This window comes from Nitrospirota bacterium (assembly GCA_040757335.1).
In the GTDB taxonomy this organism is placed as follows: domain Bacteria; phylum Nitrospirota; class Nitrospiria; order 2-01-FULL-66-17; family 2-01-FULL-66-17; genus JBFLXB01.
The window spans coordinates 1-15165 of sequence record JBFLXB010000013.1 but is presented as its reverse complement, the minus strand read 5'-3'; the positions used below and the strand labels follow the sequence as shown (position 1 = coordinate 15165).

14 protein-coding genes and 1 tRNA gene are annotated in these 15165 nt (G+C 63.5%); 4 read left to right on the top strand and 11 right to left on the bottom strand.

Features of this window, described 5'->3' with window-relative positions:
- Window positions 1-18 precede the first annotated feature (18 nt).
- Window positions 19-663: a TetR/AcrR family transcriptional regulator gene (locus AB1451_08605; protein MEW6682969.1), complete on the bottom strand. Its 645-nt coding sequence runs from the start codon at window positions 661-663 to the stop codon at window positions 19-21.
- A 391-nt stretch (window positions 664-1054) separates the two neighbouring features.
- On the opposite strand from AB1451_08605, the gene AB1451_08600 reads away from it, so the two are divergent.
- Window positions 1055-2287 carry a hypothetical protein gene (locus tag AB1451_08600; protein ID MEW6682968.1) on the top strand — a complete coding sequence of 411 codons (1233 nt, stop codon included), beginning with the start codon at window positions 1055-1057 and terminating at the stop codon, window positions 2285-2287.
- Complete coding sequence (locus tag AB1451_08595) at window positions 2284-3051, top strand: hypothetical protein (protein ID MEW6682967.1); 768 nt, start codon at window positions 2284-2286, stop codon at window positions 3049-3051. The genes AB1451_08600 and AB1451_08595 overlap by 4 nt, the downstream gene beginning before the upstream one ends.
- Window positions 3052-3513: 462 nt before the next feature.
- Here the strand turns inward: AB1451_08595 and der are convergent, their stop codons facing one another.
- Window positions 3514-4872, bottom strand: a complete 1359-nt coding sequence (gene der, locus AB1451_08590) for a ribosome biogenesis GTPase Der (protein ID MEW6682966.1) — start codon at window positions 4870-4872, stop codon at window positions 3514-3516.
- 174 nt (window positions 4873-5046) lie between these two features.
- The gene (locus tag AB1451_08585; protein MEW6682965.1) at window positions 5047-6999 is read right to left on the bottom strand and encodes a carbon starvation CstA family protein; all 1953 of its coding nucleotides are present in this window, start codon (window positions 6997-6999) and stop codon (window positions 5047-5049) included.
- A gap of 143 nt (window positions 7000-7142) precedes the next feature.
- On the opposite strand from AB1451_08585, the gene AB1451_08580 reads away from it, so the two are divergent.
- Window positions 7143-7619, top strand: a complete 477-nt coding sequence (locus tag AB1451_08580) for a hypothetical protein (GenBank protein MEW6682964.1) — start codon at window positions 7143-7145, stop codon at window positions 7617-7619.
- 13 nt (window positions 7620-7632) lie between these two features.
- Here AB1451_08580 and AB1451_08575 read toward each other — a convergent pair whose 3' ends face one another.
- From AB1451_08575 to def, 5 genes are all read right to left on the bottom strand, one after another.
- The gene (locus tag AB1451_08575) at window positions 7633-8559 is read right to left on the bottom strand and encodes an aminoglycoside phosphotransferase family protein (protein MEW6682963.1); all 927 of its coding nucleotides are present in this window, start codon (window positions 8557-8559) and stop codon (window positions 7633-7635) included.
- Between the two features lie 187 nt (window positions 8560-8746).
- A complete protein-coding gene (gene rpe, locus AB1451_08570) occupies window positions 8747-9412 on the bottom strand; it encodes a ribulose-phosphate 3-epimerase (GenBank protein MEW6682962.1) in 666 nt (221 codons plus the stop codon).
- On the bottom strand, window positions 9409-10800 hold the full coding sequence (gene rsmB, locus AB1451_08565) for a 16S rRNA (cytosine(967)-C(5))-methyltransferase RsmB (protein MEW6682961.1): 1392 nt from the start codon (window positions 10798-10800) through the stop codon (window positions 9409-9411). Before rsmB ends, rpe begins: the two co-directional genes overlap by 4 nt.
- Before the next feature lie 271 nt (window positions 10801-11071).
- Window positions 11072-11995: a methionyl-tRNA formyltransferase gene (gene fmt / locus AB1451_08560; protein ID MEW6682960.1), complete on the bottom strand. Its 924-nt coding sequence runs from the start codon at window positions 11993-11995 to the stop codon at window positions 11072-11074.
- Between the two features lie 14 nt (window positions 11996-12009).
- A complete protein-coding gene (gene def, locus AB1451_08555) occupies window positions 12010-12522 on the bottom strand; it encodes a peptide deformylase (GenBank protein MEW6682959.1) in 513 nt (170 codons plus the stop codon).
- A gap of 158 nt (window positions 12523-12680) precedes the next feature.
- On the opposite strand from def, the gene AB1451_08550 reads away from it, so the two are divergent.
- Window positions 12681-12754 (top strand) — tRNA-Met (locus AB1451_08550).
- Between the two features lie 55 nt (window positions 12755-12809).
- Here AB1451_08550 and AB1451_08545 read toward each other — a convergent pair.
- The 3 genes from AB1451_08545 to AB1451_08535 all read right to left on the bottom strand — a co-directional run bounded on the left by AB1451_08545 (window position 12810) and on the right by AB1451_08535 (window position 14875).
- On the bottom strand, window positions 12810-13850 hold the full coding sequence (locus AB1451_08545) for a tyrosine-type recombinase/integrase (GenBank protein MEW6682958.1): 1041 nt from the start codon (window positions 13848-13850) through the stop codon (window positions 12810-12812).
- A complete protein-coding gene (locus AB1451_08540; GenBank protein MEW6682957.1) occupies window positions 13847-14170 on the bottom strand; it encodes a helix-turn-helix domain-containing protein in 324 nt (107 codons plus the stop codon). The genes AB1451_08545 and AB1451_08540 overlap by 4 nt, the downstream gene beginning before the upstream one ends.
- A gap of 150 nt (window positions 14171-14320) precedes the next feature.
- Entirely contained in the window at window positions 14321-14875 is a 555-nt protein-coding gene (locus tag AB1451_08535; GenBank protein ID MEW6682956.1) for a hypothetical protein, read from the bottom strand.
- Between the last annotated feature and the right edge of the window lie 290 nt (window positions 14876-15165).

The following is a 15165-nucleotide window of genomic DNA, read 5'->3' as shown; positions in this document are numbered from 1 at the left end:
TCCGGATCACGTGTCTCATCACCGACCTCTCATCTTGGCCCCAACCGGTTGTGCAACCAACACCCCGCGTAAAAAGACATCCCGAATTGCATCAGCCTTGGCGACCAACGACTCCTCGCCGGCGCTGACGATCCACTGATGGATGATCGCGTTCATCATGCCGTCGAAGAGATGCGCCATCTCCCGCGCGTCGAGTTTCTGGAACACGCGGCGCCTGATGCCTGCTGCCATCGTTCTGGTGAGCAAGGCCAGGTACTCTTCCCGAAGCCCCGAGATCCGCTGACCCAGCGCGCCTTTGACCGAACACTCGCCGACGCCCCATTCCGTCACGTAGATCCGGAAGAAATTCCGGTGTTTTTCGAAGAAGCCGAACTTGGTGGCGATCAGCGCATCGAGTTGGTCGAAAACGGTCTTGCCGCCGGCCGCTTCGCGCTGCACCAGCGCCAAATACTCCGCGAACTTGTTCTCCATCAGCGCCACGTACACCGCGTCTTTGGACGGGAAAAACTGGTAGAGCGAGCCGACCGAGAACTCGGCTTCTTGCGCGATCTCCGCCATGCTGGTTTTGAAGAACCCCTTGCGAGCGAACAGCCGCTCCGCGACGGTGAGAATTTCGAGTTTCCGCTGCGCGAGTTCGCGCGCCTTGCGTTGTGGAAGGGTCACAACGTCAACCCTGACGGAGGGGGGACGGGTTTAGTGATGAATATGAGTTCAGAATAATGAACATAGGTTCAAAATACGGAACCCGCGCCCTCGTTGTCAAGGGATCGGCGGGCATGGGGTTTTCCCACGGCACAAAATTCCGTCCTTGACCTCTGGCGGTTCCGTGCTACCTTCCCCCACGCTGTTTTGGGGGCGGAAACGCGGAAGCCCCTTTATCTGGCGGCGCACGGCGGGTCGCCCGGCGCCACGTGAGAAGTGGTCGGGAATGGACACTTTCCGACCCCGGCGACGGGAACCGGCGGGAGAGAACGAAGGAGCAAAGGCGTCTCCGAACCTCGGCGCGGGACTTCGCGCCTCCGTTCGGCTGCGCAAGCGAGGGAGGGAGGTCGACATGTTTGAACAGATCGTGAACATGGTTCCGGAACAATGGCGGGGCGTGGCGGAAGTCCTTTTGGTTCCGATTTCGTGGATCCCCGGAATGCAAGACGTCTTGCTCACGTTCTTTAGCTACTCGGACTCGGGCTGGGCCGCTGCCGCCAAGTTTGCGTTCCTGCTGCTACCCGTCCTGCTGTGGGCGACGGCCGTGTGGTGCACCTTGTTGGCCGTGTACACCGTCCCGTTTCGCTCCAACCGCGTGAACTTTTTCTCCGCCTTGGCGCTGGGTTGGTGGGACGGCGCCCGAGCGGTGTGGCTGTTCTGGGTGGGAACCATCCGAGCCGCCACCGTGCTCATCGGATGGGGCTTCACGCTGGTTCGGTTGGCCCTCAAGATGCTGGCGGAGTCCGTGCGCCAAATTATCCTGCTGCCGTTTACCATGACCGGCAAGATGACGGAGAGCTATTTTAGGCCAGGCGTACCGTGGATCGCGTTCGTCATGCTCCTCTTCTGGTGCGCGCTGGAGACCACGATCTTTACCTATACGTTGTTTCCCACGGTGTCCGAGGTGATCGCCGATTTGGTCGGTGCGGACACGCCCCCGCTGATGGGACCGGTGTTGTGGCTGTTTCTGTTTATGCTCATCGCGGGTAGTTTTGCCTGCGTGCAGGCCCTGATCGATGCGGTCAAGGCGCGCGAGATGAAGTTCCTGGCGCAGATGATCGTGGTCGAGCTGTTTGTCATGTTCTTCGAGGTGATGTTCCTTTACCGCGAGTTGGTGGACGCGGTCACGCCGTGGATCGCCCAACAGACCAGCGAGGAATTCCGCATGGGCATCGGCCTGACGCTCGCGTTGGCCACCTTTGGTTGGCTCGGTATCCGCGGGATGACGTGGTTCCTGTTCGCTCAGTTCGGGACCCCGCCGCTCCTGGCGTTCATTTCGCGCCGACCGCTGGTGGATCCGCAACAGGCCGCCCCTGTGGCGGCCGCGGATACGGCCCCGTGGTGGCAGGAGCCCATCGCGGACTTCAAGCGCGAGATCACTTGGTTGCACGAGAAGAGCGACGAGATGCTGGAGTTCCTCGCGTTACCGGCGCTCCACGTGTTGGGGGCGATGGTCAACTTCTCCCTCATCCTCGTGACCTCCCGGCCGATCTTCAGTCTGCCGTTCAGGACCCTGAAGGAGGTCATGGCCACGCGGCAGGCATTGGGTGCGATTCAGCTCCAACCCAAAAAGGTGATGCCATGACGCTGCGAACTCGATTGTGCGCAACCTGGTTAATGGCAACCCTCATCGTGGGGAGCAGTCTCGCAGCGTGTGCGCCCCGGTCCGATTCGCAGAAGCCACGGCTTACCATGTTTGTGGCCGTGGATACCAGCGGATCGTTCGGGAGCTCCGGGTACTACGATGACTCCCTGACGTTCCTGGCCCACTATCTCTACGGCCACCTCAATGGGCTGGGCGGTCTCGCCGTGCCGCGAGAGCTGTTCGTGGGATCGATCGGCGGGCAGAGCGCGGACGAACCCAAAGCGTTCCACCCCATCCACGATTTCTCCGGCAAGACCGTGGAGCAGATCGAAGCCGATTTGCGGACGTGGTTTCCCCCGACTGACACGTTGACGGATTACAACGCGTTTTTCCGACAGGTGGCTCGGATCTCCAAAGAACGGAATTTGGTGTTGGCACCGATCAGCCTGGTGGTGATCAGCGACGGGATACCGGATGCGAACGGCCAGAAGGGCCAGGCAGCCTATACCACGCTTGATCTGAGTTCGCTGGACTATCTGACGCGCAACCTCACGCTCCGCCTCGCCTACGCCAGCCCCAAAGTCGGAGACTATTGGCGTAAACTGGTGCCGCGGCAGCGCGTGCGCATGTGGACCGTGGAAGCCGAGGTCATGAAAGGCTGGAAGGACCAGATGGCGCCGGATGCCGATCTTGCGGAGCAGGAGCGGCTGTGGAAGTGGGTGCGGGATAATGTGGACTATCGCGTCCGCTCCACCTCCGCCTAGTTAGCCCGTCCATAAGGGGCCATCTGCGGCGTTGGCGTCGCCCGTCCGGTCCTCACGTACGCACCCAGTACGCTGCGGTCCGGGCGGGCGACGCCGCCTTGCATCTGGCCCGCTTCTGAACGGGCTCGCCCCGTGGAATTCCGGGGCGTTTAAACACCCCACAGAATAGATCTTCTGGCAGGATTCCGAAAATGTCGAAGGGTGCAGCAGACTGCTCAAAAAGTTCTGGCTGCAAGGCCGCAGGGAGGAGGAAACCGGAGCGTACTGGGTCGTACGTGAGGATTTGCCGAAAACGGCGAACCGCATGGTCGCGTCTTCGACGCGGATCGGATCCGTGTCCCTTCAAGGGACACGGTGCGGTTTCCGACGACCGCGAATCTGCCAGCACCGAAGGTGCATGCAAATGGTCGCTACCTTGCAGATGGCGAAGCAACGCCGCAGACGGACTTTTTCAGCAGTCTGCTAGCGGCTGCGTTTGGAGCGGACGACGATGCGGATCGGCGTGCCGCGGAAGCCGAAGCGCTGGCGGAGGGCGTTTTCCAGGTAGCGGCGGTAGTGGGTCGCTACGGCTTTGGCATCGCTGGCGAAGACCACGAATGTCGGCGGCTTCACACCGGCCTGCGTGATGTAGTTGAGACGAACTGGCCGCCCCTTGGACAACGGCGGCGGGTGGTCGCGGACCACGCCCTCGAAGAACCGGTTGAGGTCCCCAGTGCTGACCCGCGTGGTGTAGGCCGTCATCACGTCATCGATGATCGAAAAGATTTTCCCGACGCCCGCGCCTTTGAGCGCCGAGATGAACAACACCGGCGCGTGTTCGACAAAGGCGAATCTGCGCGTGACTTCGGTCAGGAATGCGGTTCGCTCGGTCTCGCCCGGCGGCTTGAGATCCCACTTGTTGATCACCAGCGCGCAGGCCCGGCCAGCAGCCAACACTTCCCCGACGATTTTGGTTTCCTGGTCGACGACACCTTCAGTCGCGTCAATCAAAATCAGCGCGATGTCCGCCCTAGCTAGGGCATCGCGGGCGCGCTCTGCGCTGAAATGTTCAACCCCGCGGCTGACTTTACCGCGGCGACGCAGGCCCGCGGTGTCCACGAAGCGATAGGTCTTTCCTCCCCGCTCGACCAGCGTGTCGATGGTGTCGCGCGTCGTTCCCGGCACGTCGCTGGTGACCAACCGTTCTTCACCGAGCAAGGTGTTGATCAACGTGGATTTGCCGGCGTTGGGCCGGCCGAGGACCACGACCCTCGGGATCGTCCCGGTCTCCGTCGGTTCCGTCCTCGGTTCTGCCCTCGGGATCGCGGCCTCCAGCAGCTCATCCACGCCGTATCCGTGTTCCGCGGAGATCGGGAAAAGACGCTCGACGCCGAGCTGGTAGAACTCCATGACCTTGGCCTCGTGTTTGGGGCCGTCGATTTTGTTGACGGCATACCACACGGGCTTGTCGATCTTGCGCAGGCGCTCGGCGATCTCTCGATCAATGGGCAGCAATCCGTCACGGCCGTCCATCAAGTAAATGATGCGATCGGCTTCCTGAATCGCGAGGTCGGTTTGACGCTGAACGTCTGCAAGGAGCCGTTCACCGTCACCCTCCCCCCGAGGAGGGGAGGGACGGGCGGGGGGGGCTCCGGTCATCCCCCCGGTATCGACGAGCGTGAACGGCGTGCCGCAATACTCCACCGCGTAATAGTTGCGGTCGCGCGTCACGCCCGGCTCATCCTGTACCACCGCCACCCGACGGCCGATCAAGCGGTTGAACAACGTGGACTTCCCCACGTTGGGCCGCCCGATCACAGCAACAAATGGTCGCGGGTACATGGTAGGCCCCCGTCGCAGCTTTATAGTCCCGCCCGCGTCCTGTCGGGCGGGAGCCCGTTCAGGAATGCGCCAGATGCAAGGCGGCGCGAGAACCGCACCGGAGCGTACGTGGTGAGTACGTGAGGAGCGGAAGCGCAGCGCCAACGCCGCAGATGGCCATTCATGGACGGGCTCCTAACAGCCGGGGTCGGTGGGAAGCGAGTACACCTCCGGCCCGCTCACTTCCGTGGACCGGTAGGGGCGCTTCTGGACGAGATACCCGTACCACTGCCTCACGGAGTCGCTGAGAATCACCACCGCGAGGATGGCCACCAGCGCGACCAGCCACGCGTCGAGACGGAGGTTGAACGCGTCTTTCGTCACGGTCGCAGCGGCCGCCTTGGCGGAAAAAAACCCGAAGAGCTGCCAGGACGCGGTGAGCGTAATGGTCCCCACAAACAACATCGGGACGACCGTCACCCACAGGAAGCGTGCTCGCCCCATCTTGATCAGCAGCGTGGTGCCCACGCAGAGCGCCAGTGTCCCCAGCAATTGGTTCGCGGCACCGAACATGGGCCACACCGTGGAAATCGTTCCGTTGGCGATCAAGTACCCCCACGCCGCCACGACCACCGCGCTCGAGGCGAGCACGCCGGGCATCCAGTTCAGATCCGCGACGCGTGGGGACACGGCGCTTCCCAGTTCCTGGATCAAGTACCGAGCCACGCGCGTGCCCGCGTCGATCGTGGTCAGGATAAACAGCGCCTCGAACAACAACGCGAATTGATACCAGTACGCGATCAGGCCCCGCAGACCCGGAATCGACCCGAAAATAGAGGCCATCCCGACCGCGAGCGACACCGCGCCCCCGGGTCGGCCCACCACGTTGGTCTCGACCATGCGCGAGAGCTCTCCGACCTCCACGGGGGGGAACCCCAACGCGGTGAGTTGGTCCGGCGGCAAGGTGGTGTTGATCGCGAAATAGTCGCCGGGGATGAGAATCGTCGCGGCGATCAGCGCCATCACGCCGACGAAGCTCTCCATCAGCATCGCGCCGTAGCCCACCAACGCGTGCCCTTCGCGCTCGATCATTTTGGGCGTGGTGCCGGAACACACCAGGGAGTGAAACCCGGAGATCGCACCGCACGCGATGGTGATGAAGACGAAGGGAAACAGCGTGCCGGGAATGATCGGCCCGCCGCCCCCGATGAACGCCGTGGTCGCCGGCATCTGGAGTTCCGGCGCCATCGCGATCACGCCGCCGGCCAGTAAGACCACCACGCCGACTTTCATGAACGACGACAGGTAGTCGCGCGGCGCCAACAAGAGCCAGACCGGCAGCACCGATGCGAGAAATCCATACCCCGCGAGCCACCAGACCAGGCTCTCGCGTCCCAGGTCGAATACCGCGCCCAGCGGCGTGGCGGCCACCGGACGGCCGATCACGACCGCGGTAAGCAGCAACCCCACGCCGATCAGCGAGACCTCGCCGACCCGACCGGGCCGCCAGCGCTGAAGGTACAGCCCCATCAAAAGCGCGATGGGTATGGTCATGGCCAGCGTGAACGTGCCCCAGGGGTTGTGCGCGAGTGCGTTGACCACGGCAAGGCCCAGCCCGGCCAGAGCCACGATCACGATGAACAATACGGCGATCGCGGTGGCCAGCCCCGTGACCGGCCCCACTTCGTCGCGCGCGATTTGCGGGAGCGACCGACCGTTGCGGCGAAGCGACCCGACCAGGATCACGAAGTCCTGCACCGCGCCCGCAACGACTGCGCCGATCACGAGCCAAAGGAATCCCGGGAGATACCCGAACTGCGCCGCGAGCACCGGCCCCAGCAACGGGCCGGCGCCCGCGATCGCGGCAAAGTGGTGGCCGAAGAGCACCCATCGGTGCGTGGGGTGAAAGTTCTTTCCATCGTTGAGGCGATGCGCGGGGGTGATGCGGCGGTCATCCAGACCCACCACCCGCCCGAGAAAGCGCCCGTAAAACCGGAACGCGAGCACGTAGAAACACGCCGCAGCTACGACCAGCCAGAGCGCGTTGACGTTTTCCTCCGGGCGAACGAGCCCGGTCACGATCGCAAACGCAACCGCGCACAGCAGGGCAATCCCGGCCCAAATCACATGCTTCCAGACGGCGTTCATGGTAAGTGGGAAATGGTAGCGGAGGCTCTGCCGCAAAGTCAAAGCAAAGACCCGCGCACTGCTTCGGTTTGACCTGTTTTGTGAGCCCGTGTTAGCGTGCTCCTGCACCGATCATCGCGAGAGCCTTGCTCGACCGAGGACGAATGGCGCGGTACCTGCTCCAGGTGTGGATCGTCTGGTGGATCACGCCGGGAGCCGCTGCGCTCTCCGCCGATTCGCTGCCCGCGCAAACCCTTCGCTTCGACGTCACCGATCCGCGCGAAACCATCACGCGGGAGATCGACTCAACGCTGCTGCTGCGCGTCGTGCGGATCGCCCATTCCCGCGTCGCGCATTTCGGATGGGAAGTGCAGGTCGTTGAGCGCGGAGCCGGGTCAGTCGGGACGAACGTCCTGCGACGGGGCATTCCCTCCGGTGGACCCCACCCCAGCGACGTGCTCGCCTGGCTCAGCCGTGAACGGTATTTCCCGGACGACCGGAGACTGCCCCTGCCGGGGTATCCGTACGAGATTCGTATCCGCCTGATCCAGTGTCGCACCGAGCTGGTCGGCGACGACACCGGATTTGTGTCCGGAAGCGTTGAAATCACGTGGCGCCGGCTGGATTCAGCGCGCAGTTGAGATCGGGAACGGATCAGCCGCTCCGCAGCAATCCCGTGAAAGGCTGACGGTCCCGCAACACGTTCTCGATCACCGCGCCGTGCCATCCCATCAGATCCCACAAGGGATCGGAACCTCCCGCCACCGCCGCGCCGAGCACGCTGATCGATTGAATGAGTCGATACACGGTAAGTTCGGGAGGCCACGAGGGCACGCCGTATCCTGCCAGCAACGGTTCTCGGTATTCGGGGTACCGCGTCGCCGCCTCGTGCAAGTGGAGCAGATCACACGCGGCGTGACCTGACCACCCCCACTCAAGATCAAAACAGCCGGATACCCGCGGAGTCAGCAGCAGCTCGTATTGCAGGTTCCCGAAGTGAAAGTCGCCGTGCAGGAACACGCGTGAAGGAGCCTCCGGCACGAGCTCGATTCGCTCCTCCATCCATGCGCGAGCGCGTTCAGCCCACGGCGGCGCGTAGCCCAACCGCGCCTCGCAACGGGCGAGCATGTTGGCAAACCATTCGTTGACAAAGACCCGCCACGGCTGGCCACGGTGATGGAGGTCGATCAGTCCCCCGTCCGCATCCATCAGCTCGTGCAGCCGGCGCAGCAACGCGCCCACCTGTTCCAACAGCGGCTCGCGCACTGCCTCGGGAAGATACTCGATATCCGCGCCCAGATTCGCGCCCGGCAGCCGGGGAAGCAGCGCGTACTCGTGGGGGATGATGTCCCTCGCCGGGTCAACGTGGTACGCCGTGGCGATAGGCAACCCGGGCGCGCGCTCCCATAACCAACGATACACGGCCGCTTCGTGAGCGAGCTTGCCGCGCCCGCCCTCCACATCCACGCGACAAACCCACAGCGCGCCGTCATCCAACTCGATCAGGTACGACCGGTTGATCACCCCGCCCGCCACGGGCGTCACACGGCGCGGCGACGGTAGGTCGAACCTATCGGTCATCGCTTTAGCAGTAGCTAGATCGATCACGAACGGAGCTTGATGTGGTGTCCCAGCCGCCGAGAATGGGCGAGATGCAAGGCGGAACGAGGCCTCGCGCCGGAGCGTACTGGTTCGTACGTGAGGACGCGAGGCCGAAGTGACAACGCAGCAGATGGCCCGTTATCGGCGGCTGCGGAAGCGGCGAAAGCTACGCCTTCGCTGCTTCCGCTCGCATGGCCGCGATCGTCTTGGCATAGTCCCGTTTGCCAAAAATCGCCGACCCCGCGACAAAAACATCCGCACCCGCCTTCCGCAGCGCCTTGGCGTTTTCGACCTTGATGCCGCCGTCGACCTCGAGCAACACGTGCGGCGCGATCGCGTCGATCATGCGGCGGGCGGCCTTGAGCTTGTCCAGCACCAACGGGATGAAGGATTGGCCCCCGAAGCCGGGATTGACCGACATGACCAAGAGGAGATCCACCTCGGGCAGAATGGGCTCGATCAACGACAGCGCCGTGGCGGGGTTGAGCGAAACCCCGGCTTTCACGCCCTTTTCTTTGATCAATTGAACCGTGCGGTGCAGGTGCGGACACGCCTCCACGTGCACCGTGAGATACTGGCTGCCGGCCTCGGCGAACTCCGGAATCAGCGCGTCCGCATCGTGGATCATCAGGTGCACGTCGAGGGGCAGGTTCGTGACGCGGCCGGCCGCTTCCACGATCATCGGCCCCGCCGTGAGGTTCGGCACGAACTGCCCGTCCATCACGTCGATGTGGATCAAGTCGGCTCCGGCTTTTTCCACGTCTCGAATCTCCTGACCCAAGATGGTGAAGTCGGCCGAGAGAATCGACGGCGCAATCTGCAACGGTTTCATCCGAGGTGGCCTCCAGGCGCCGCGTTGACCAGGCGCGCCGCGAAAAAACAGTCCATGTCGAACGGATTCCCGAGCGTGGAGAGATACCCTTGCGGAGTGATCAGCGGCGCGGCGTCCGGCGGCAGCCGTCCCCGCAGATCCTCGATTGTCCATCCGGCGTGGGCTCTCATGAAGGCTTCCACGCGATCCTCGTTCTCTTCTCGTTCCGTGGAACAGGTGCTGTAGACCAACACGCCGCCGGGCTTGAGCAACGGGGAAACGGCGTCGAGGATCGCGCGCTGTTTGGCCGCGAGCCGGACGATCAGGGCTTCGGTCTTGTGCCACTTGGCTTCGGGGTGTCGGCGCAGGACGCCCAACCCTGAGCACGGCGCGTCGACCAGAATGCGATCGAAGCGCCCCAGCGCGTCGGCGTCTCCAGGGCGCGACAGATCCGCCACCACCGGGTGCACGCTCTTCACGCCCATCCGGCGACAGTTCTCCTCGACCAGGGCGATCCGTTCGGCGCTCGCGTCGACCGCCACGATCTCGCCCCTATCCCCCATCAATTCCGCCAGATGGATCGACTTGCCGCCAGGCGCCGCGCAGGCGTCAAGGATACGCTCTCCGGGCTGCGGTGCCACGGCCAGGGCCACGAGCTGCGCGGCCTCGTCCTGCACGTAGTACCAGCCCTGGGCGAACGCCCGGGGCGCTGCTGGGAGCCCGGTCTTGAGCACCAGGGCTTGAGGCGACACGCGACAGGGCTCGGCGATCACGCCTTCCTTCGCCAATACCTCGATCAACCGCTCACGCGTCACGCGCAGGGGGTTGACGCGCAGCGTGGTCGGCGGGATCGCGTTGTTCGCCCGGCACATCGCCAGCGTGCGCTGCAAGCCGAACCGTTTGAGCCACCGGCGGACCAGCCATACCGGATGTGAGTATTCCGCGGTCAGATGGTCGATGGGGTGATCCAGCAGATCGGGGACGATCAACTCGCCCTTGCGCCGTTCCAGCGCCCGCAAGACCGCATTGGTGAAGCCGACGTCTCCTTCACCGGCCATCACTTTGGCGAGCGCCACCGCTTCATGGACCGCCGCGTGGGGCGGGATTCGATCCGAGAACAGCAATTGATACGCCCCAAGGCGCAACACGGTCTGCACCGGCAACGGCAACTGCCCCCAACGACGAGTCGAACACGCGGCCAAGCGCCAGTCCAGCGCCGAGCGGTGCCGTAAGACGCCGTAGAAGAGTTCATGGACCAATGCGCGGTCCTGAGGGGAGAGCGACGGCGGAATTTCCGCGAGCAGCGCGGGGCCGAACGCCTCACGAAGCTCGGCACGCAGCAGGAGTTCGGCCGCCCATCGTCGGGCGGACCACCGAAACCGGTCGGGGAGCGTGCCGAGCGCCGGCACGTGTAACAGGGGGCGCCGCGACCCGGAAACCCGTGACCTCCGGGCGGTGTCTTGACGATCGGCCCGACGGACCGGCCGCCGCGTTCGGCTGGCCGGGACACCAACGGGCCGCGCAGCTGCTGGCCGGGCCGGAACGCGGCGAGCTCCGGCAGATGGTCTCGCGGTGAGCCCGGCGTTGGAGGGGCCTTTGGCAGGCCGTGCCGCCGCACCGGGCGACGGACGCGACGCGCTCGCCGCCACCGGAGCGGCCGCTGATTTTTTCACCAGGCGGCTAACCAAGGCGAACTCCCGGCTTGATTGCATGCCCGGCCAAGTACTCGCGGGCCGCAAGCTTCCGTTTGCCCGGCGTCTGCAATTGGGTGATCAGGACGCTTCCCTCTCCGGCCCCGACTGTTATACCGGTGCCGTCGGCCCGCAACACCACGCCGGCCTCACCCGGTTCAGGTTGCACGCGAACTTTCCAGATCCGCCAGGTTTCACCTGCATATTCGGTCCAGGCACTCGGCCACGGGTCGAGTCCGCGCACGAGCGCGTCGATCGCGGCCGCGGACTGCGTCCAGTTGATCCGGCCGTCCTCCTTTTTGAGCATCGGCGCCAAAGTCGCCTGTGACGAGTCTTGTGGCGTCGGCGACAACCGCGCGGCCTTGAGCGCGTCCAACGTTTCATTCAGCGTCTGCGCCCCGAGTTGGGATAACCGCTCGCCTAGTGTGCCCGCCGTATCATCCGGACGAATCATCAGCGAACGACGCACCAACATCGGGCCCGTGTCCATGCCCGGATCCATCTGAATCGTGGTGATGCCGGTCTCGGTCTCCCCGCGGATGATCGCCCACGCGATGGGCGCGGCGCCGCGGTATTTGGGGAGCAACGAGGCGTGGACATTGATACAGCCTTGGCGCGGAATATCGAGCAGGGCTTTTGGAAGAATCTGCCCGAACGCGACCACCACGATCAAGTCGGGCGCTGCACCCCGGCACCAGTCAAGGAACTCCGGGTGGCGGACCTTCTCCGGCTGCTGCACCGGAATCCCGCTTCGAAGCGCCGCCACCTTGATAGGTGAGGGTGTGAGAACTCGTCCCCGCCCCTGCGGCCGATCGGGTTGGGTCACGACCGCGATGAGGTCTTCGCCCCGCGCCTGCAGCACCTCCAACGACGGAAGCGCAAATCCGGGCGTGCCCATAAAGATCACGCGCATGGCCGTCCCGTCGACTAGGAGCCTTCCGTACGAAGGCGCTTCTTGAACTTGCGCTGAATGAGGTCGCGTTTCAACGGGCTCAAGCGATCGAACATGAGCACGCCGTTGAGGTGATCCAGCTCGTGCTGAAAGAGTCTCGCCTCCAACCCCTTGGCTTCGAGCGCGACCTCTTTGCCGTCCCGATCATAACCTTTGAGCAGGACGCGGGCCGCGCGTTTGACGACCTCGCGGTAGTCCGGAAGAGACAAACAGCCCTCTTCCTCCTCGATCTCTCCTTCCTGCTCGACGATGGTAGGGTTGATGATGATCTTGCGCTCGTGTTCGCCTTCGCGGATGCCCATGTCGTAGACGAACAACTGGATCGGCGCCCCCACCTGCGGGGCGGCGAGACCGAGGCCCGGAGCCGCATAAAGCGTCTCGAACATGTCCTCGATCAACGTCTGCAGCTTGCCGTCGACGTTCTTGATCGGCTCGGCCCGCCGTTTCAGGACTTCATCAGGATATTCGCGTATCCGAAGGATCGACATCGCGGGTATGATGACATGCCGGGCGCCGCAAAATCAAGGTGACGCGCGCGCGGGTTACCCTCGTTCGGTATGTCGTTTCGTGGACCACTTCCGGTACTCTGCGGCGCGAGATCACGCACCGCTTGACGGCGACGCGAGCGTTTTGTTACATTGCCGTCCGCGGGGTGGAGCAGTCTGGCAGCTCGTCGGGCTCATAACCCGAAGGTCGTCGGTTCAAATCCGGCCCCCGCAACTTTGAAAATCAACGGGTTGGCTCTTCGGGGTCAGCCCTTTTTATTGGACTGTGCCTAAATTGTGTCTGGGACCGCGCTCCCCACGCGGTCCAACGCCTCCACGCCCGGCCGTAAACTCTCCGAATAGTGATGCGCATACCGCACCACCATCTGCACCGTCCGCCACCGCCCCAACTTCTGCACGGTATACAGATCGACGCCGGCTTGCACCAAGCGCGTCGCGAACGTGTGGCGGAGATCGTGAAACCGCAGGTGCTCGATCTTGGCGTCCTTGCACGCGAGATAAAACGCGCGCAGGAGGTTCCTGGCGTCGAGGCGCGTGCCCTCCCGGCTGGTGAACACGTACGCCGAGGCGAAATGCCTCACCTTGGCGCGCGTCTTTAGGACCTCCAGCGCTTTGGCGTTCACGGGGAGCGTGTCCACTTGCTTGTTCTTCTGTTTGAGCAGCGTGATCGTTCGTCGGAACAGATCCACCTGCGGCCACTCCAAATTCAAGATCTCGCTTTGTCGCAGTCCCGTGTTGACCGCGAACACGAGGATCTCTTTGAGCCAGCCCGGCGACGCGTCCAACAACGCGGTTTCTTCCTCCGACGTCAGCCACCGTTCAATGTGGTTGTTGACCGCCTCGCGCGAGACCCCAAGCACGGGATTTCTGTCCGTCCATTCCCACTCGGCAGTCGCCAGTTTGAACGCATGGGAGAGCAGCCCCAATTCGTGGTTGATCGTCTTGGGCGCCGCGGCCTCGGCGCGCCGCTTGCGCTTGTACTCCGCGATCAGCTGGGGCCTGATTTCCGCAAGCGGCCGGTCGCCGAAGAAGGCCAGCACGTGATTGCTGAGGCTCTTGTCGCGGACGTACGACGTGTGCGCCTTGTTGCATTTGGAATGCTCGTTCAGATAGCGCTCAATCATCTGCCGACACGTCTTGTCCTGATTGGGGTTGCGCTCAAACCACTTGCCCTCGGCGATCGCTGTCTGAATCTTGCCGGCGATCCGCCCCGCCAAGTTCTTATCCGTCACCCCCAGCGACTGGCGGATCCGCTTGCCCTGATGAATGATCGTTACCCAGTACATTCGGCCACGCTGAAACACCCTCATCGCCCCTCCTTTCCGTGGGCGTGGCCTGGTTTCCCGATGGGGCGATTATATGCTCTTCTGACCGCCTCAATCGAGCGGGCGATGATGTGATCCACGGAAGCCGAGGGCCGACTCAACGCGGCCACCACCGATCGGGCTTGCGCAGTCGTCGTGATCGGATCGTGGTGCTGGCCGGCCAGCCAGGCGTCGATTTCCTCCTTTCGAAACCGCACCAGGCGATTGATCTTGTAGTGCGGGATTTCTCGAACGTGGGCGTAAAGCGTGGAGCGCTTGATGCCCAGATACGCCGACAGCGCCTTGATGTCCCACAACTCAGCCATGGTTGAGTGCGTCCTCTGATCTCCCCCAACGGAAACCGATTCCCGGGTGGCTATTTCACGTATCGTGTCTCCGCGGGACCCACTTTCATGAACATGTTCATGAAACTTTCCTCCCGATCGGCCTCTTGGGACACGAGTTCATGAACATGTTCATGAAGCCCTCCACGGACAGCTCTGGATCGAGGCCTGCGCGAGGTCCTTCACCCGCTCGATGAGCGCCTCAGGGGTGTTGTGGTAGCGCACGTACTCCTCGAGGCCGACCGCCTCCCCGGCTCGCAGGCGCTGCCGGATCTCCAGATAGGTGAAATACATGGCGGCGAATTCACGCCTGGCCTCGTCCGCCAGGTCACGGAGCTCGTCGTGGCGGAGCCGTTCCGACCGGGAAAACCACTCCCGCCAGCGTTTCCATGCTGCGGACGACACACTGGCCGCTGTCCGAGGCTTTAAGTTGAACCGCGCTCCGATTCGTGTCTTGCCGTAGTTCCCCGAGAACAGCTTCCGGGGTGAGCCCTCGGAGAAAAACGTCACGCCCCGGCGCTCGTAGTCCGCTTCGACCTCGGCGAGCAGTTTGGGAAGATGGATGGTGACGAGATTCCTCGACTGCTCCGGTGCGTCCGGAAGTTTCGGAACGTACACCCGGCGCCCAGCCAGGCCGTGCTTGATCATGACGTCAATGATCTCTTGCGGCAACTTCGATTTCCTCATCGTCTTCGCCTCCCGTGCACGGATTCCGACCCACGCTTCCCCCTGAACCATAAGTGCAAGGCCCCCCTCCCCCCTGGAGGTCCCCTCGTGCAATCCGTTGTGGCCCAATCAATCGACCTGGACTCGGCCGTCTTGGCTGCCCCGAGCGTAACAGGGCGTTGCGCGAGCCTCTCGTCCGTTGCCTGCCATGCTTGACCGATTCTTGGCGAGATGTGCTGCGAGCCGGGGTGACCGGATTTCCAGGGGGGGGTCAACGGGTATGGCAACTGACACCATGTCAAATGCCATGC